Source organism: Prevotella sp. Rep29, from assembly GCF_019551475.1.
Taxonomy (GTDB): Bacteria; Bacteroidota; Bacteroidia; order Bacteroidales; family Bacteroidaceae; genus Prevotella.
On sequence record NZ_CP047159.1, the window covers coordinates 1,194,062 to 1,212,957 of the forward strand.

10 protein-coding genes are annotated in these 18,896 nt (G+C 47.1%); 5 read left to right on the forward strand and 5 right to left on the reverse strand.

Features of this window, described 5'->3' with window-relative positions; genetic code table 11:
- The first annotated feature begins 44 nt into the window (after nucleotides 1-44).
- The 5 genes from GRF55_RS05090 to GRF55_RS05110 all read left to right on the forward strand — a co-directional run bounded on the left by GRF55_RS05090 (nucleotide 45) and on the right by GRF55_RS05110 (nucleotide 9,811).
- Nucleotides 45-3,764, forward strand: a complete 3,720-nt coding sequence (locus GRF55_RS05090; RefSeq protein WP_220369438.1) for a leucine-rich repeat domain-containing protein — start codon at nucleotides 45-47, stop codon at nucleotides 3,762-3,764.
- A gap of 10 nt (nucleotides 3,765-3,774) precedes the next feature.
- Complete coding sequence (locus GRF55_RS05095; protein WP_220369439.1) at nucleotides 3,775-4,029, forward strand: hypothetical protein; 255 nt, start codon at nucleotides 3,775-3,777, stop codon at nucleotides 4,027-4,029.
- Nucleotides 4,030-5,323: 1,294 nt separating this feature from the next.
- Complete coding sequence (locus GRF55_RS05100; RefSeq protein ID WP_220369720.1) at nucleotides 5,324-8,827, forward strand: hypothetical protein; 3,504 nt, start codon at nucleotides 5,324-5,326, stop codon at nucleotides 8,825-8,827.
- 1 nt (nucleotide 8,828) lies between these two features.
- A complete protein-coding gene (locus GRF55_RS05105) occupies nucleotides 8,829-9,104 on the forward strand; it encodes a hypothetical protein (protein ID WP_220369440.1) in 276 nt (91 codons plus the stop codon).
- Nucleotides 9,105-9,220: 116 nt separating this feature from the next.
- Nucleotides 9,221-9,811, forward strand: a complete 591-nt coding sequence (locus GRF55_RS05110) for a YigZ family protein (protein WP_220369441.1) — start codon at nucleotides 9,221-9,223, stop codon at nucleotides 9,809-9,811.
- Nucleotides 9,812-9,879: 68 nt separating this feature from the next.
- Here the strand turns inward: GRF55_RS05110 and GRF55_RS05115 are convergent, their stop codons facing one another.
- From GRF55_RS05115 to GRF55_RS05135, 5 genes are all read right to left on the reverse strand, one after another.
- Nucleotides 9,880-11,421, reverse strand: a complete 1,542-nt coding sequence (locus GRF55_RS05115; protein WP_220369442.1) for an NAD(P)(+) transhydrogenase (Re/Si-specific) subunit beta — start codon at nucleotides 11,419-11,421, stop codon at nucleotides 9,880-9,882.
- Nucleotides 11,418-11,720 (reverse strand): NAD(P) transhydrogenase subunit alpha, encoded by a 303-nt coding sequence (locus GRF55_RS05120; RefSeq protein WP_220369629.1) that lies wholly within the window; start codon nucleotides 11,718-11,720, stop codon nucleotides 11,418-11,420. Before GRF55_RS05120 ends, GRF55_RS05115 begins: the two co-directional genes overlap by 4 nt.
- A 66-nt stretch (nucleotides 11,721-11,786) precedes the next feature.
- Nucleotides 11,787-12,944 (reverse strand): NAD(P) transhydrogenase subunit alpha, encoded by a 1,158-nt coding sequence (locus GRF55_RS05125; RefSeq protein ID WP_220369443.1) that lies wholly within the window; start codon nucleotides 12,942-12,944, stop codon nucleotides 11,787-11,789.
- Between the two features lie 398 nt (nucleotides 12,945-13,342).
- Nucleotides 13,343-15,700, reverse strand: a complete 2,358-nt coding sequence (locus GRF55_RS05130) for a glycoside hydrolase family 3 N-terminal domain-containing protein (RefSeq protein WP_220369444.1) — start codon at nucleotides 15,698-15,700, stop codon at nucleotides 13,343-13,345.
- 30 nt (nucleotides 15,701-15,730) lie between these two features.
- Entirely contained in the window at nucleotides 15,731-18,868 is a 3,138-nt protein-coding gene (locus GRF55_RS05135) for a glycoside hydrolase family 2 TIM barrel-domain containing protein (RefSeq protein WP_220369445.1), read from the reverse strand.
- Nucleotides 18,869-18,896 lie beyond the last annotated feature (28 nt).

Below are 18,896 nucleotides of genomic sequence, written 5' to 3' on the forward strand. Positions count from 1 at the left end.
GGAATACAAAAACGGAATAAGAACAAATTAAAATCATACAGAAAATGAAAAAGAAATTACTCTTTTTGTTGCTGATGCTTATGCCGATGAGCGTGATGGCAACCGTTGTCGTAACGATTGATGGTCTGGAATATCTTGATGACCAAGATGGAAAAGGACCATACATCTGGGTTGCAGGTTCTGGTAATATCACCACTGAGGATGGCAGAGTATTCGCTCATACCCATTTTATCCCGGGTCCAGGTATGCGAGGTAATTTTCGGGGGAAGTGGAACAACAATAATCCTAAATGGTATAAGACGGATCTTGATGCTATTGAGGAGCTAGATCCGTCTGGATGGAAGAATTTTGATGATTATCAAGGGATAGAGTATTTTCGCAATCTGAAAAAATTACTTATTAATTCATCCGGTGCTGCTTCTGTAAAGTTGGATTTGTCGAAAAATACAAAGTTGGAGACCTTGACCTTTACGCAGCCAACGATTAGATTGTCTCAATTGAATATCAGCAATACAAAATTGACAAGTTTGTCTATCCCTTCGGGCTCGGTAAATACGCTTGCAAACTTTATTGCGCGGGATATAAATATTTCATCTTTTGGCATCAATTTCAATAGCTTGAGAGGTTTGAGAGTCTTGGATGTGACCAATTCCGGTCTTACATCGTTGGATGTCAGCTCGTGCAGTAACTTGCAATCGCTTACAGCCAACGGGTTGAACCTCACGTCGCTGACACTGCCTGATAATGATAATCAATTGAAGTTCCTGTACCTGTCCGGGGTTTCGGGGCTGTCCACGTTGGATCTTGCAAGGTATGCCTATTTGGAAGAACTCGATGTGTCATCATCACAATTTACATCAAAATTGACCTTGCCTACCAACACTGGTTCTTTGAAATATCTCGATGTCAGCAATACCGGGACATATCTTTCAGGCAATTACAGTTATGCCGACCCGTGGGATTTGTCAGACTATATCCGTCTGGTTGGAACCGGAGGCTATATGAAATATGACGGTACGGGGTTCCGACAGACGAACGATGGTGATGCACCGACGCGAAATCTGATTTTGAGTGCAGATGAAGAAAACTGGGTTATAAGGGATTGGACTGGCTCGCCGGAGGAAGGTGGAACCTTGGATCTTTCTTCCTTCTCTAATCTGCGAGGTGTAGAGCTGACCGCCGGCGGTGGTCTTGTTTTGCCTAAAAATCTGACAGGTGCGCTTACAGTCAGATTGACAGGTAGCCCCAATATCGCTAAGGTTGATTTCTCGGGTATGAAACAATTGAAATTTCTTGATGTGATTGATGTGAAATCTGTTGATGTATCAGAATGTAAAAGTTTGGTCAATTTAATTTGTAATGGTGATTCCACAAAAGAGTTGAAACTGTCGGCAGACAATGGTGCCCTGAAGTTGTTGAATATTTCTAATTCAGGAATCAAAACGGTGGACTTGTCGCATAACGAGGCTCCAAACCTTGAGGACTTCAAGTCTTGGTGGGCACCATTAGAGTTGCTCGACTTGTCTGATCATGCAAGCTTGTCCACGCTCAGTCTTTATCCGGCACTCACTGGAGATGGCAAGGAGTCAATCACTGCCCCTGAAAAAGGAAAGACCTTCTTCAGTGAAGGAAACAAACTTCGTGTGCTGAGACTGAAACGGTGCAATGCATTGCGGTTGCAGACAGAGTACGATGAAGATCTGGATGCATGGCTCTCCATTCTGCGCTTGAACCCGGGACAGATTGGTGGCGCAGAGGATTATGAAATATATGTGGCTTTGGAGGAGCTGGACCTGACGGGAAACACCGCCATAGAGCATATCGCATGCCAGAACAGCATGCTGAACAAGTTGATTGTCAATGATTGCACCAACTTGAAGAAGATTGCTATCAACCAAGGTCGCCTGACCGGTAATGGTGACGTGCAGCTGTCAAATTGCGGAAGTCTCTATAAATTCATCGCAGACCGCCATCCCTGGGAGACGATGGACTTTCTTCTGAAACCCAGTGAAGGGCGTTCGCAGGCTGCCATCGAGGCTCTGGGATTCTTGCATGTAAATGGCGGTTCATATACGATCTTAACAGACAGGAACCGAGTTGTCAGGGAATATGACGGCGAGCCGATGCTTATCACCAGCCGCATCAAAGAACTGGACCTCTCACACTTGAAAAACGGAACGTTCAAGGGATTATACTGCGAAGCCAACCTTCTTACCGATCTGGACATCAGCAACCTTGGTTCAGGCATGACACATTTCTCCGTGAAAAACAACATGATTCTGACCATGGACCTCTCGTCTTTGAATCATACAGATCTGGAGGATGGTCAATGGAGTCCGCAGGTGGCTTTCCTGGATGTGGAGACGATAAAAGGCAATTACGGTGTAGCGCTCGATACAGGTGCAAAAGACTGGGTGGCACTCAACTTGCCGACAAAGGGCTATACCCATAAGATGGACAATACCTTGGGCTTGTACCCAAACCTCTATTGTGAGCTGAAAGATTCTGCCCAAATCGCAAGCGAGGCAGATCCTTGGATGTGCAAGGTGGAAGAGACCGACTCCCTGGCAAAGCATGCCGGAGCAACGGAGTTTCTGGATGCCAAATTTGATCCGAGTCACACGGGAGAGCACATCTTCCTGCATTCGCAGAATGAAATGGGATACAAAGACCAGGATCTCTACGGAAAAGTTCTGAAATACAGATATAACACCGGCTATAACCAGACGATAGAAAACGGCAAGCCGACAGGTATAAAAATTAATGAAGCCGATACGCTTGACGCGCATATAGACGTCCGTGTGCACATCTGGCCCTATATTATGAACCTGAATCACAGGACCTTGTCAACTCAGTCCAAGGCAAGGGGAGTTAACTATTATTCAAGCACCATCTATCTCGACTATGACGCAGTGATTCCAAAGGGAGTTGAGGTGTATTACATTACCGGCGTCACGGATACAACGAAAGTCATATATGGCGGAGGAACTGCTGTTGACAAGCAGTTTGACATGCTCCCGTTCGGTAAAGGCGATGTTGACCTGAGCGACCCGAGCATTGACCTGACCAAACCTGAAAATAACGTCATCCTGCCGGCTTATACACCGGTGTTCGTGAAGTCTAAGAAGGCAGCCGGGCTTTATGACTTTCAGACGGCATGGGACTTCAAGGAAATAAAAGGCTGGGAAAATATCGCGACGATTGAAGGTTTTGATGAAACGGAGATGCCGATGATTCTGCATGGCGTGCAGAAAACAGACGGGCGAATCATCAGACCGGAGTATGAACGCAGTGTTGCAGCAGCCTACGAACTCAAGGCCAAACTTGCGAATGATGGCGTGAAAAACCTGTTGACGGGTATCGCAGGAAAGAAATACAGCACAGCGGATCTGGAGGATAAAAACTTCAATATGTATGAGAAAGCTGACACGACCGTTACAAGGAGATCGGTATTGGTGCTGGCAAATGAAACACAGAAGGGAACGCAGATAATAGGCTTCTGGCCGTATAACGGAACAACTGTTGCTGCTCATCGATGCATCATCACCGGCGATGATTTCTATGCAGCAACCGGTTCAACCTCTTTGGATGGTGGCACGTTCTATTTCTCTGAAGACAACGAGACCACCGCAATTAAGAACATCGACAACGATTCACATCCTGCTGACGACGCTTGGTACACACCGCAAGGCATCCGTCTGAACGGTCGCCCGACGCAGCCCGGCATCTACATCAACATGGGCAGAAAAGTTGTCATAAAATAACGATGACGGTATGAAAAAAGAGAGATATCTAAAACCCGAAATAGAGACGATTCCATACATGGATAAGGACCTGTTGGAAACTATTTTACCTGGCTCTACCGGAGCTGATGAAGCCTTCGGCAAACAGACCGACTTCGACGAGTCGGATTGGAAAGACGAAGAAGGCAACGGCAACGGCGGCGGATGGGATTCGGGCTTCGGTTCGACGGACCCAGATGACAACAATTTGTCGAACGCATTTTTTGAAAACGAATTGGACGAATAATTTCACGCTGAGCCGATAGGAAGCCTGTCGCATAGATGATTTCGCGGATGAAACGAAAAGGGAGTAACTCACCGATTCGTTTCATCCGCGATTTTTTTTGCGGTGGGGGAGGTGGGGAGTTTAAGGAGTTTAGGGTCTTTAAGGAGTTTAGGGTCTTTAAAGTCCTTAGGGTCTTTAAAGTCCTTAGGGTCCTTAAGGTCTTTAGAGTCTCCGGTTAAAACTTCGCTTTTGTATATTTATGCATAGGTGGAGGTTTTGCTGCTCGGCGTGGAAGTTGTTGTTAGTCAGTGGGTTAGGAGGTGCTTTCCAAAAGTTCAACTTTTAGCTTGCAAAAGTTCAACTTTCAGGCTGCAAAAGTTCAACTTTTAGACGGTGAAAGTTCAACTTTTGGAAAACGAAAGTTCAACTGCATATTTATACGCCCTTTCCTGTATGTTTATGCGGGTGAAAAGGAGCCCCTCCCTAACCCTCCCAAAGGGAGGGAACGCCTGACGGAAGGAAACAATCTCTAATCATCATTCTTAATTCAAATATGGCGTTTGTAGGGGGCGATCGATGTATCGACCCGAACAGGCGACCCCACCCCTGACCCCTCCCCTCGGCGATGGGAGGGGAGTGTGATTAGTATCTTGTTCCGCTAGGCGTTCCCCTCCCATTTTAGAGGAGTGGAGTGTGATTAGTATCTTCTTCCGTCAGGCGTTCCCCTTCCATTTTAGGGGAGGGGAGTGTGATTAGTATCTTCTTCCGTCAGGCGTTCCCCTCCCATTTTAGGGGAGGGGAGTGTGATTAGTATCTTCTTCCGTCAGGCGTTCCCCTCCCATTTCAGGGGAGGGGAGTGTGATTAGTATCTTCTTCCGTCAGGCGCTCCCCTTCCATTTTAGAGGAGGGGAGTGTGATTAGTATCTTCTTCCGTCAGGCGCTCCCCTTCCATTTTAGAGGAGGGGAGTGTGATTAGTATCTTCTTCCGTCAGGCGTTCCCCTCCCATTTTAGAGGAGGGGAGTGTGATTAGTATCTTCTTCCGTCAGGCGCTCCCCTCCCATTTTAGGGGAGGGGTTGGGGTGGGGTGTCAATTCCGTCCGAATTAGGTTAATTCTTTTCTTCGTTTAGCGATGGAATTAGGTTAATAATATTTAATCTTACGTTCTATTTGGTTAAATAACCTTTTAAAGTAGAGAAAATTTGTAAAAAAAACATTCACATACCAAACTTATTACTTACCTTTGCACATCTTATATAATATATATATGGGAAAACAAGAACGGAATAATAATAAACTTAAAATTATATAAAAGCATGAAAAAGAAATTACTCTTTCTATTGTTGATGATTATGCCGATGAGCATGCTGGCGCAGACGGTGGTGACTGATTCTGATACGGGATTGAAATACCTGACGGATGATACGGATTTGGAAAACAAAAGCAGTTGGTATATCTATGTTGCCTCAAATAATGATATTGGTATGCAGATAGATGGTGTTAATGCTAATTTGTATTTTGTTCCTCATTCTAATTTCAGACCTTGGATAAGGAATCAGTGTAATGCTGGTACTGATGGTAAAATCTATTGGAGTACGTTGCAGGAGAAAACAAGTTTTTCATTTAATGCTACTAATGGGGGTGATAATGCAAACCTCACTTATAAAGGTATAGAATATTTTCCGAATCTGACTTCATTTACGGATGCGAACTCGTCTGGTGCAACATCGATAGTAGGCGACTTTTCAAAGAATAAGAAACTGGGTTCGTTGACATGGACTAATTCTACAGCAAAGACTAAAATAACGAGTCTGGATATCAGTAATACGGCGCTGACCTCTTGGACAGTTCCCACTGGTTCTACTGCCGGTTTTACGTTGACGGCAAAAAATACGGCGCTGACTTCGCTGAATATCGCCTCATCTAACGTTTCCATATTGGATGTGAGCGGTTCGGCAAATCTGACAACCGTGACAACAAAAACAGCCAATTCCCCATATTTGCGAGAAGTGAATATCGTAGGAACGAATATTACCTCTTTGGACCTGACGAAATATACAGGTCTGACGAAAGTCACTTTCGATTATGGTAAGATGACATGGGGAACGTCGGGTGCCGATTTGCTCGTTCCGTCAGGGTTTATTGCAATACGTAGAGGCAATGTTACGGACTTGCTAAAAAATAAAAATCCACTGACCATAGATGTGACGAACGAAGATGAAAAAGATATTGATCTCAGTGGGTGCTCAGGCTTGACTTGGCTCAAGGTGATTGGCGCAACGGGTGTGACTCTTCCTAATCTCAGTGGTTCTTCATTTACCTTAGAAGGTACGGGAAGTCCTGATTTGGTGGTAAATTTAGGCTCCCAAACAAGCCTCAAAACTCTCACTCTCATAAACGTAAATGAGATTGATATCTCGAATTGTAGTGCTCTTAATACTTTGTATTGCTATGACAAAGGAGTCGAGTGGGGCGATGGAACCGAAGGACACAAGGGAGTTATCTTCAATACCGGTGCAGCTTCAGGCTCTGAGACCTTGCCGAACCTTACAACAATCGATGCCATGAATTCAGGTGTACAGAAGTTGGATTTGACCAATGCCGCCATGAATTTGAATACCATCAATCTTTTAAATTCAACGACGAAAGAACTTCGCATTCCTAATCATACCAAGATAACTTCCTATAAATATGCTCCTCCAACTTTAAGTTCAGAAACGGGGCTTTTCTTAGGATACAGCAGTGTTGACACAAAGAATTATTATGGTAAATTTACTGGAGAGGGAAAAGCTATTTGGCATTCAGAGGGTGAGTTTTATTATAATCAGCTCGAAGTTCTTGATATCAGCGGTACGGGATTAGGCAGCATCGCAATATGGCTAAGTGCTGATGGTTCACTAAACTACAATGAAAGTCCGTTGCGGGAGTTTTATGCCAAGGGATGCAATATTACGAGATTTGTAAACTATAATAGTCCGCTGCATACCATTGACGTGCGCGATTGTAGCAAAATGACACATTTCTGGGTTGAGCAGACCCAGATTGAAACGGTTGACCTGAGCGGATGCACCAGCATTACTTCGTTCAATGCCAAGCGAAATCGCCTGACAGACCTTGACTTCTTGACAATGCCCTGCACCGGACGAACGGCAACCGACATCGCAAAATTGGCGAATATACAGGTTAACGGCGGAGCATCTGCTTCAAGGATGAAAGATGAAAATGGAAATGAGAAGGTAATTGTTCGAGATGTTTTCACCAATAAGATAAGCAACGTCAATACGACACATCTTGGCTCAGCATTGGTCACGCTACAGGTGGCAGACAACCTGTTGCAAACACTTGACATACATAGCGGGTTGACTGGGCTTACATCGTTCCAGTGTGAGAACAATATGCTCCTGACGCTGGATCTCTCAAAACTTCCTGTCACGGGTCAGAAAACTGGCTCAAAATGGGGTTGGAATATGGCTGGTGGTGTGATGCAGGTGGGATTCCTGAATGTGGAGGCGATAAAGGGAGAAGCTGAAGACGGCTCGCAAGACTGGATTGCAATGTTGCTGCCTAATGGTGGCGGATTTGATCACCTGCTTGACAATACTGTAGGACTCTACCCATCAATTGAGGATGCCAATGCAGGTACCAATGAGATTGCAGAGGAAGCCAATCCGTTTATGGGTACCCTTGAACATTTTAGCGAACGGATGGGGTATAATGCGGTTTGTCCTGACGGACATACGACAGAACACCTTTTCCTACATTCCCAAGATGAAATTAAAAGCGATAACGGTGGAAAAGTGAAAGACCAGGACCTCTATGGAAAGGTGTTAACTTATAAATACGACACTAAGTTTAATAACGGTCAGCCATCTGGTGTCTTGGATAATCACATCCAAATCCGTGCACATATCTGGCCGTATATCCTGAACATCAACCCAGCAACCAAAAGTGCTACGGGCAATCCCACGGGTACCAACTATTATTCTTCGACCATCTATCTCGACTACGATGCCCTCATTCCTGATGGCGTGAAGGTTTATGTGGTTACCGGTCTTAAAGAAGGTTATAAGGAAATAGGTCAGCCCGAAAGCCCTTATGACGCACAGCTCATATTGAAGGAAGTTGGCGTGCCAGGCGAGGTGCTGCCTGCAAGAACCCCGGTTATTGTTAAGTCGGAAACAGCAGCCGGACTCTATTCGTTCAAGACCGTATGGGACTTCGACTTTAAAGGTTGGGAAGACTTTAGCAGACAGCAGGAAATAGCACAGGCGTATGCAGAAAAGGAGGGGATTGATGTGAGTACATTGAGTCCTGTTTTGCATGGTGTGGATGAAGAGAACATAATCTATCGACCTGAATATGATCCGGCAACATACCCTGAGAAATGGGTGGACCTGAAGAATGGCGGAGAAATGCAAACATATCTGGAGGATAATATCCTGAGCGGTACGCTGGTAGATAAGCCCGTTGGGGTAATGTCGGTTTTGACTCTGGGTCGCCAAAAAGCTCCGGATGGCAACGGAAACGTATCGCTGAAGTTAGGCTTCTGGCGATATAATGGCACCGTGGTAGCTGCTCATCGCTGCTTCATCACTGGTAAGGACTTGGAGGATGCGTTGAAAGCTGGCAACTTCAATAATTCGAAAGAAGGTGGCGCGTTCTATTTCGGCGATGGTGAAGTAACAGGCATCCGAACCGTTGTGACAGAACCTGAAAAGACGGAACAGGTTGTTTACGACCTGCAAGGTCGCCGCGTGATCGGCAAACCGGCTCCGGGTATCTATATTGTTAATGGAAAGAAAGTTGTTGTAAAACAGTAAAATGAAAGGAATGATGATGGAAAGGAAAAAATATATAAGTCCGCAATCAACAATCGTTTTTTGTGAAAAACGACTTCTTTATACTCCCAGTCAATTTACTGAATGGACAGATGAAAACTATGGCAAACGGACCGATTACGAAGAGTCGAATTGGGGCTCTGATGATGACGGTGGTTTGTGGGATCCGAACTTCAGTTCAACGAAACCAAATCCCGACAAGCTGCCAAGAGGATTCTTTGACGATGATTGGACGTATGGCTTCACACCGAAAAGATAAAAAGACAATCGCATAAATGATTTCGCGGATGAAATGAATCACTCGTTTCATCCGTGAAGTTTTTTAGCGATAAGGGCTTTAAGGTCTTTAGGGACTTTAAGGAGAAATGATTGAGTTTGATGGATGAATATAAGACAATAGAAAAGACAGGGGAGGGCTTCTACAGCGAGAAACGTAGTAAGTTCCTTGCTTTCGCACACCATGTGACGACGGTGGAGGAGGTGAAGGAGTTGATTGACGGCTACCGCAAGAAGTTCTATGATGCGCGCCACGTCTGCTATGCTTATATGCTCGGCGCCGAACGGACGGAGTTTCGGGCGAACGACGACGGAGAACCATCGAGCACAGCCGGCAAACCGATTCTCGGACAAATCAATTCGCATGAGCTGACGGACGTCATGATAGTCGTCGTGCGTTACTATGGCGGAGTGAACCTCGGTACGGGCGGACTGATTGTTGCCTATCGCACCGCTGCCGCCGATGCTATTGCCCATACGGAAATCGTGGTGAAGCAGGTGGAGGAGATTGTCACCGTTCAATTTGACTATACGCTGATGAATGACGTGATGCGCATCGTCAAGGAGATGAGCCCGCGCATCGTCTCGCAACACTTCGACAACACCTGCGAGATGACGCTCGCCATCCGGAAGAATGATGCCGAAACGCTCAGGAACCGACTTCAGAAAGCAATAACAAAACTCCCCTAAAAGCCGAAGCTCTTAGGGGAGTGCTCTTTTAAGGACTTTAAGGTCTTTAGGGACCTTAGGGACTTTTGCTAAATTCCTTTGATGAGGGCTGCAAGCGTTTGCTTGGCATCGCCCAGCTCCAGATAGACGCCTTTCTCGCGGGTGTAGAGCGGATTCTCCACGCCAGCATAACCCGGCTTGAGGTCGTAGTTGCAGATGATGACCTCTGGTGCTGCGTCCACATTGAGTACCGGCATGCCGTAGATGGGTGTTCCCTCTGCATTGCGTGCGGCAGGATTCAGCACGTCGTTGGCACCGATGACTACGACCGCATCCGTCTTGGCAAAGTCGTCGTTGATGGCTTCCATCTCGAACAGCTTGTCGTAAGACACGTCAGCCTCTGCCAACAATACGTTCATGTGTCCCGGCATACGTCCGGCAACGGGGTGGATGGCAAAGCGTACGCGTGCACCATTGCTTTCGAGGGTGTCAGCAAGTTGCTTCACGAGGTGTTGTGCCTGTGCGAGTGCCATACCGTAGCCCGGTACGATGATTACGTCTTTGGCGGCAGCGAGTACACTGGCAGGTGATGCTGCAGCGGTTTCTTCTGCTGTTGCCGGGGTTGCTTCCATCTGGGCATTCAGCGTACCCACACGAGCCTCAAGCTCGCTGACGATGGCTTCGAGTTTCTTGATTCTTTCTTCTAATTGCATAACTCTATTTTCTAATTGTTTTTTATATTCTTCATCTTGTTGGTTTGTTTCGACCGCTTTCGTCTGTGCCGGAGCAGGGACGGTGGGCGGAATGAGAATCTTGAGCAGGCTGCGGTTCATCGCACGACACATGATTTGTGTGAGCAGTAGTCCCGAAGCTCCGACGATGCCTCCGACGGCTACGAGGAAAATGTCGCTGATAGCCATACCGGCAATCGAACCTGCCACACCCGAGAGGGAGTTGAGCAGCGAAATGGTAATGGGCATATCGGCACCGCCTACACGTATGGAGAAGAACAGTCCGAACAGTGCTGAGAAGACAATGCTGCCAATGATGAGCAGTGTGGAAGGACCTTCGACGAAGATGCCTGCGATGATACATGCCACGGTAAGTATGAGCAGCAGCATGGTGATGGCAGAATGATTTTGCCAAACGATGGGCTTCTGCGGCAATACGCGGTGAAGCTTACCGGCAGCTACAAGGCTTCCGACAAGCGTAATCATACCGACGGCGATAGCCAACAGCGACGTAAACCGTACGAACGGTTCATAGCCATTCATTGCTATTTCGAAAAGTTGCTCGCTGCTGAATCCCATGCCCGAAGCAGAGAGGATGCCGACAAATGCCGATGCACCACCACCGAGTCCGTTGAACAGCGCTACGACCTGCGGCATCTGAATCATCTGCACTTTGCGAGCCATCACACTACCGATGAGTGCACCGATGATAATGGCAGGATAGATGGTCCATGCAGACACCACGCCACTGAACAGCAGTGTCGCTACCACACCGACCAGCATGGCAAGTGCAGAGAGGAGATTACCGTTGACGGATGTCTTGACCTTGCTCATCATTGAGATGCCGACCAGGACAGCCACCGAGAGTAACGCACTGAGAATAATCTGTATGATGCTCATTGCTTGTCTCCTTTCTTCTTATTGAACATCTGGAGCATCCTGTGGGTCACTCCAAAGCCTCCGAATACATTGACGGTAGCCAGCACGATAGCCAGTACGCCAAAAATCTGTGCCAGCACGCCCGAGCCGTTCTGCAAGGCAAAGCCCGTAGCAGTGACAGCACCGACCAGTGTGACACCCGACAGGGCGTTCATACCCGACATCAGTGGGGTATGGAGCAGGCTGGGGACCGTCTTAATAATGAAATAACCCGCTACCGTGCATACCACGAAAACGAGTATCAAAATCCAAGGGTTGATCATATTACATATGTTATAATAAAGGGTGAAGGGCATGAAACCCTTCACCCGTCAATTTTCCACTGATTAAAGTCCCATTGCCTCACGAGCACCGGCATGAACCAGTTCGCCGTCGATGCAGACAAGACTCTTAGCAACCACTTCGTCAGAACGGTCGAGTTCAATCTTGCCGTCCTTCACGAGGTATTTCACGAGGTTGTACATGTTGTTGGAGAACATCCAAGTAGAACTGGTCGGCAGCTCGCCTGGAATATTCTTCACGCCCATGATGGTCACACCATGCTTCGTTTCAATGCCACCCTTCGGGGTCAGTTCGCAGTTACCGCCCTGGTCGATGGAGATGTCAACGATGACAGAACCACGCTTCATGCCCTTCACCATCTCTTCGGTGATGATGATAGGAGCCACCTTGCCCGGAATGAGGGCAGAGCAGAACACGATGTCCATCTCCTGAATCGTCTCTTTCAGGTTCTCACGCTCAACGACGAGAACATCGTCCGGCAGACGGAGGGCATAGCCACCCTCACCGACAGCGAGCTCTGCGGGAACACCCGTATCTGTCACCTTGGCACCCAGCGATCCAGCGTTCTCGGCAGCCATCGGACGGATGTCGGCAGCATAAGTAATCGCACCGAGGCGCTTAGCCGTAGCCAGTGCCTGAAGACCTGCAACACCCACACCGATAACCATCACCTTAGCCGGTTCAATCTTACCTACAGCGGTAAACATCTGGGGCAAGAAGCGGGTGAGGTGGTTGGCAGCCATCAGGATTCCCTTATAGCCGGCGCAGGTACTCATGGATGTCAGAGCATCGAGGTTTTGTGCGCGAGAGATACGAGGAATACCATCCAATGTGATGGCAGTAACGCCTTTGGCAGAGAGGTTCTTCACCATCTCGTGGTTCACCGGTGAGGCAGGGTGGATGAAAGTGATGAGGTACTGACCTTTGTGCATCATGTCCACCTCGTGCTTACCCAACTTCTCGTTGAACAGCGGTTCTTTCACCTTCAGGATAATCTCAGCCTTGTCATAGATCTCCTGCGGGTTGTCAATCACTTTGGCACCAGCCTGAATGTACTCATCATCGCAGAAGAGTGCACCATCGCCGGCGCTTTTTTCAACCAATACTTCAAAGCCGTCTTTGACAAATTTCTCGACGGTTTCCGGTGTACATGCAACGCGAGCTTCGTCGTGCATGATTTCTTTTGGAATACCAATAATCATAAGTTTAATTTTATATTAAGTTATAAGATGTTTTTCATGCTACAAATGTACGCTTTTTATGTTTGCCATGAGCGCTTACACCATACATTTAACATATTATTAACATTTGTGTTTCCCAATGATGTGAATAATCACGTGAATTCGGTGAAAATAACCCCCAAAACATGCCTGCATAAACATACAGGAATGGGTGTATAAATATGCAGTTGAACTTTCGTTTTCCAAAAGTGCCACTTTTAGCTTGCAAAAGTTCCCCTTTCAGCTCCTGAAAGTGCCACTTTTGGAGTGCGAAAGTGGCACTTTTGGAAAGCCCATTCTAACGTGCTGAAATTCAGGTGTTTGCAAAACACAGACCGAAAGCCTCTGTTATGCATAAATATGCAAAAGCAGCCGGGTGGCTAATTCCCATGTCCGTCGTTCTTGACCGTGAGTGTTCCCGTCAGTCGGATGTCTTCAGAGGAGGCTCCCACCATGATGGTGAAATCACCTGGTTCGATGACAGGTTTCATGTCTTTTCCGATGACAGACAAGTCTTCATCAGTCAGGAGGAATTTGATGGTTGTGCTTTCACCCCGTTTGATATGGATGCGCTTGAAATGTTTCAACTGTTTGAGCGGTTGTACGGTGGAGGCAATCTCGTCATGCAGATAGAGTTGCACCACCTCATCACCATCGTAGTTTCCTGTGTTTCTCACATTGCAACTCACCGTGAACTGTTTCCCGTCTGCCGCAGGTGTGATTTGCAGATGGCTGTATTCGAACGAGGTGTAGCTGAGACCGTGACCAAAAGGATAGAGCGGTTTGGCGCTCATCTCCACATAGTCGTGTGGAACAGGCGCCTTCTTGTTATAGTAAACCGGGATTTGTCCTACGTTGGCAGGTACCGTAACCGGCAATCTGCCTGCGGGGTTGTAGTCGCCGAACAGTACATCGGCAATGGCAGTTCCACCCTCTTCGCCGGGATAATAGGCAGTCAGCAGGGCATCGCCGTTCCGGTGAGCCCAATTTTTCTCCAACGGTCGTCCCTCAATATAAACAATGATAAGCGGTTTGCCTGTCTGTTTCAGAGCTTCCATCAGCTTCTGCTGATGTCCGAGCACTCCGAGCGTAGCTCTGTCAAACCCTTCTCCGCAGTCCATGTCGCTAATGGTTTTCGTATCAGCAATGGCTGCTCCCGTCTCCTTGTAGCTTGTCTTGAAGTCGCGTGCACTCGAACCGCCAACACACACGACGACGGCATCGGCTTTCCGGGCGGCATTAACCGCTTCGGCAATGTTACTTTCCGTCGTGTCGCGCACGGCACATCCCTTCGCATAAATTACATGTTCGGCACCGATTTTTTTCTTGATTCCGTCCAAGATGGTGATGACCTTCCCGTCAGGTTGCGGAGACGTGTAATCGCCCAGCATGTTGTAGCAGTTGTCTGCATTTGGTCCGATGACAGCAACGTGCATGTCTTTTTTCAATGGCAGGATGTGCTGTTCATTTTTCAGAAGCGTGACAGAAGCGCGTGCCGTTTGCAATGCCACTTCTTTAGCCTGTGCCGTTCCCACTTCCCTAGCAGCTTTTTTTGGCTCCACGTATGGATTTTCAAAGAGCCCCATCTCAAATTTCAGCCGAAGGATGCGTCGGACAGCAGTGTCGATGTCCTTCTCACGGATGAGGTTTTTGTGTACCGCATCACCCAATAAAGCATAGGCATTGGCTCCGAGGTCGGCATCAACACCGGCTTGAAGCGACTGGATGCCCGCTTCCTGCAAACTATGGGTGACGTGATAGTTATTGTGCATGACATCAATACTATATAAGTCTGAAACGACGAATCCGCGGAAATTCCATTCTCCGCGCAAGACGTCGTTCAGCAGATAGCCATTTGCCGTGCAGGGGATGCCGTCCATTGAATTGTATGACGTCATCACCGACAGTGCTCCTGCATCAATCGCTTTCCGGAATGGTGGAAGGAAATTCTCCAGAAGTTCTCGTTGTCCGATGAATGACGGAGCACCATTTTGTCCGCTCTCCGTGGTGCCGTAAGCGATGAAATGCTTCAGCGTGGCGAGCGTGGAGTAGGGGCGATGGAGCAATCCACCACCAGTTCCCCGTACCATCGCCGCTCCGATTTCTCCTGTCAGCACAGGATCTTCACCATAAGTCTCTTCCACACGCGACCAGCGAGGGTCACGAGCCAAATCGAGCACAGGACCGTAACTGATATGTCCTCCCTGAAGGCGAATCTCTTTTCCGATGACTTCACCGACGCGTTCAATCAGTTCCGGCGACCAGGTGGCAGCCATGCCGATGCCTGTTGGGAAGACGGTGGCACCGATAGCCATGTGACCGTGAGGAGCCTCCTCAGCGAGAAAAAGCGGGATGCCCAGTCGGGTGTTCTCTATCACGTAACGCTGTAAGGCATTGCCGGCTTTAGCTGCCAGCTCAGGTGTGAGTCCATTCTCAAGCGATTTCCGGGTCCAGGGGTCTGCCCGATAGGTTGCCCATAACATTCCGATATTTCCCTCACGAATATCTTTCTTGAATTTCTCCGAAGGGACGACGTTCTTACCCTGTATGGAATAATAGTCCCATGCCAGTGTGCAACGAAGTTGTCCAATCTTCTCTTCAAGCGTCATTCTGCCGATGAGGTCGTCCACCCGTTGGTCAACGGGCAGTGATGCGTCCTGGTAAGGAAACTTTTTTTGTGCACTGACGGTTATGGAACAGATGACACAAAATCCGAAAAATAATAAAAATCGTTTCATGATGTTTCTCTTTTTTCTATTGTTAAGTCTTTATCTTGGTATGATTGTGAATTCAAAGTTGAAAGGGCGGTCTGCCTGTATCATAAACTGTTTGTCAGGACGGGCTCCCCATGAGTCGTAACCACCAACTCCCATCATTTTTCCATCGATACACACTTCAACGAAATTGCGTGGAATAATATCGTTCGTATGGGTCTGTCGTCTCAGTCTGTTCTTAGCTTTTGCTTCGTCTCGGTTTTTAATCTCTTCTGCAGAGAAATTATTCCACTGATAGGGGCGACTAGTCGTTTCTTCACTATCGAAGTCCTCCACGCTATTGCGCAACACATTGAATTCAAACAACGAGTCGGCAAAGATGGTTAGCCCCTTCCCGTTTTCATCAGTCAGCTGCAGCCAGCTAACATCGGTGTGATGACCATTTTCCTGTGGTCGGATATAAGGGTAATATAACTCTTCAGCAGTGGTTTGATAAACTCCGACGTGCGTTCCATGCTTGCGGTCAGCATAGTTTTCTTCGGGACCTCTTCCCTGATAGGCTACCTGATGGAATTGTCGTGGTAAGCGGAAGCGCATGCCGACGCGTGGTATCTCTGGCGTGTCAGCAGAGGCAGGCTCGTAATTCACGTGGGTTTTGACAGCTCCCGAAGAGTATATTGTGTAGTGAACGATGAAAGAATTTCCTGTTGGCAGGAGATAATCAACATCGATGGTCGCTTGATGTCCACCGCTCTTTGCCGAAATTCTTTGAATCTTGAAGTTGCGGGAAGCCTCTTTCCATATCTGGCACCTTGCCGGAAGACCATTTCCGTAGTCGTTATCAGTGGGGCCACGCCAAAAGTTCGGCTGCAGTCCGAATCCGTCGTGGAAAATTTCTTTTCCATCCATGTGATATGAACTAACCATCCCTTGCTGTTTATCGAAGACGAAATCAAGTGAAGAAGACTTGATTACAATCTCGTTTTTACTTTCCTTGAGTGTGATTCTTTCTTGTGAGTCACTGGAAGGTCTGTCAGTTTCCCCTTCATCGATTATAAACTGTTCGGTTGCCACAACGTGTCCTTTCGGAATACCCAATGCGGCTTTTCTTGTCTTAACCGTAAAGTTGACCCAATGTTTTCCCGTAAGCTTTTGGTGTTCTTCCCAATGTGGAATGCTAAATATGGCATCATCCTGCGGCTTGACGTTCAATTGGAACGTGTTTTTCAGGACAATCTGTTTGCCATCACTTATCTCATATTGGATGTCGTAATCGGATAAATCGGTGAAATAAAAGCGGTTGGTAATTCTGAAATCTCCTTTTTGTAAGTCGGTAGATTCGAACCGGACATCTTGCATGCAGTATTTTACTTCAGCCATTGCGGGGTGTGGAGTACGATCGGGAGCAACAATTCCGTTGATGAGGAAATTGCCGTCGCTGGGCATGTCTTGTCCGAAATCACCGCCATACAGAAATCTTGTTGGCTGATGGTTGTCTGCATTCTTGTCCAGGAGCCCTTGATCTACCCAGTCCCAGATGAATCCTCCTGCGAGATTATCGTGCGAATAAATGGCTTGCCACTGTCCGAAGAGGTTGCCAGTGGAATTTCCCATCGCATGAGCATATTCCGATGGCATGACCGGGCGGTCACTTCCTTGTTCGCCTATCTGCTGAAGCCAGTCGGCAGAAGGATATTGCGGGACAAACATGTCCGTATTCCATTCCCATAATGCCCGTTCATAGCATACAGGGCGGTTCATACCTGCCTGCTCTTGTTGTTTTAGCCATGCGTATGTCTTATAAAAGTTGACACCATTTCCCGCCTCATTTCCCAATGACCAGAAAAGAACGCACGGATGGTTGCGATTGCGGAAATACATATTTTGCGTTCTGTCCAAATGCTTGTCAAACCATTCAGGATTATTTCCCAGCGTTCCGCCCTTGCGCAGATTGTATCCCATGCCGTGACTTTCTATGTTTGCCTCATCATAGACGTATAAGCCATATTCGTCGCAGAGTTCATAGAAACGGCTCTGCTGTGGATAATGGGAGAGGCGAACGGCATTGATGTTGTGTTGTTTCATTAGTTCAAAATCTTTCCGCATGAGTTCCTCCGTGACATAATGTCCCGTTTCCGGGTTATGCTCATGGATATTCACCCCTTTTACTTTTATCGGTTTTCCATTGACGCGCAATAAACTGCCGTCAATCTCAATGTTGCGGAATCCCACGTGATAGGGAATTGTTTCAACGACTTTTCCGCCTTGTCTCAAATCTATTTGTAGATGGTATAGATATGGGGTTTCAGCCGACCAAGCGCGAACGTTCGGAATATTTGTCTGGAAGATGGAATGTTGTAATGCAGGAGCAGTAGTCGCATTCTCAGCAATAACGTTGCCGTTTGCATCTTTCAATGTATAGGCTACTTCATATTTTTGTTTCTTTCCGCCTTTTTCTTGTAAGCCGGCAAGTTCAACGTCCATTTTGAAAATCCCATGTCGATAGGCCTCATCAAGTGTAGAAACAATGGTGAAGTCTCTGATGTGTACATTCGGTTGTGAATAGATTGCCACATCGCGTTCAATGCCGCTGATGCGCCAAAAGTCCTGACACTCTAAATAAGAGCCGGTTGACCATCGAAACACTTTTAAGACGAGTTCGTTCACATTTCCTTTCAGATACGGGGTGATGTCATATTCCGCTGCATTTTTAGAGTCTTCATTGTAGCCAACAAAACGTCCGTTGATGAACACATAGCAGCCAGACTTTATGCCCCCAATGTTCAGAAATGTTTTACGTACCGCCCATGACTGAGGTATGGTAAACGAACGTTTATAGTAGCCTACGGGATTGTTTTCCGGTAATTCTGGCGGTTGTGGATTGCAAGGTGAGAATTCATAAGGGATATTGGTGTAAATGGGAGTTCCAAATCCTTGCACTTCCCAGTTGCCTGGTACTTGAATCTTGTTCCATTGACCATCGAAAAAGAAATCCCAAGTGCCATTGAGAGATTGATAGAACGGATTCCCGTTGAAATGAAGGAATTCTGTTCGTGGAATCTCTTTGTTGATATGTGTTGTCTTAACGTTCAGGTGATAGTCGTTCACATCTTCCAATATGGGGACATCTGTCTGCGCCTGTATTGCTGATGTGAGCAAGAAGATTGATGACAGGAGGAATATCTTTTTCATAAGTTATGAATATTTGCTTTGTAATGTT

Bases quoted from the DNA above. Each gene is read 5' to 3' on its own strand.
- GRF55_RS05090 (WP_220369438.1), top strand. From the start codon at position 45: ATGAAAAAGAAATTACTCTTTTTGTTGCTGATGCTTATGCCGATGAGC.
- GRF55_RS05095 (WP_220369439.1), top strand. From the start codon at position 3,775: ATGAAAAAAGAGAGATATCTAAAACCCGAAATAGAGACGATTCCATAC.
- GRF55_RS05100 (WP_220369720.1), top strand. From the start codon at position 5,324: ATGAAAAAGAAATTACTCTTTCTATTGTTGATGATTATGCCGATGAGC.
- GRF55_RS05105 (WP_220369440.1), top strand. From the start codon at position 8,829: ATGAAAGGAATGATGATGGAAAGGAAAAAATATATAAGTCCGCAATCA.
- GRF55_RS05115 (WP_220369442.1), bottom strand. From the start codon at position 11,421: ATGAGCATCATACAGATTATTCTCAGTGCGTTACTCTCGGTGGCTGTC.
- GRF55_RS05125 (WP_220369443.1), bottom strand. From the start codon at position 12,944: ATGATTATTGGTATTCCAAAAGAAATCATGCACGACGAAGCTCGCGTT.
- GRF55_RS05130 (WP_220369444.1), bottom strand. From the start codon at position 15,700: ATGAAACGATTTTTATTATTTTTCGGATTTTGTGTCATCTGTTCCATA.
- GRF55_RS05135 (WP_220369445.1), bottom strand. From the start codon at position 18,868: ATGAAAAAGATATTCCTCCTGTCATCAATCTTCTTGCTCACATCAGCA.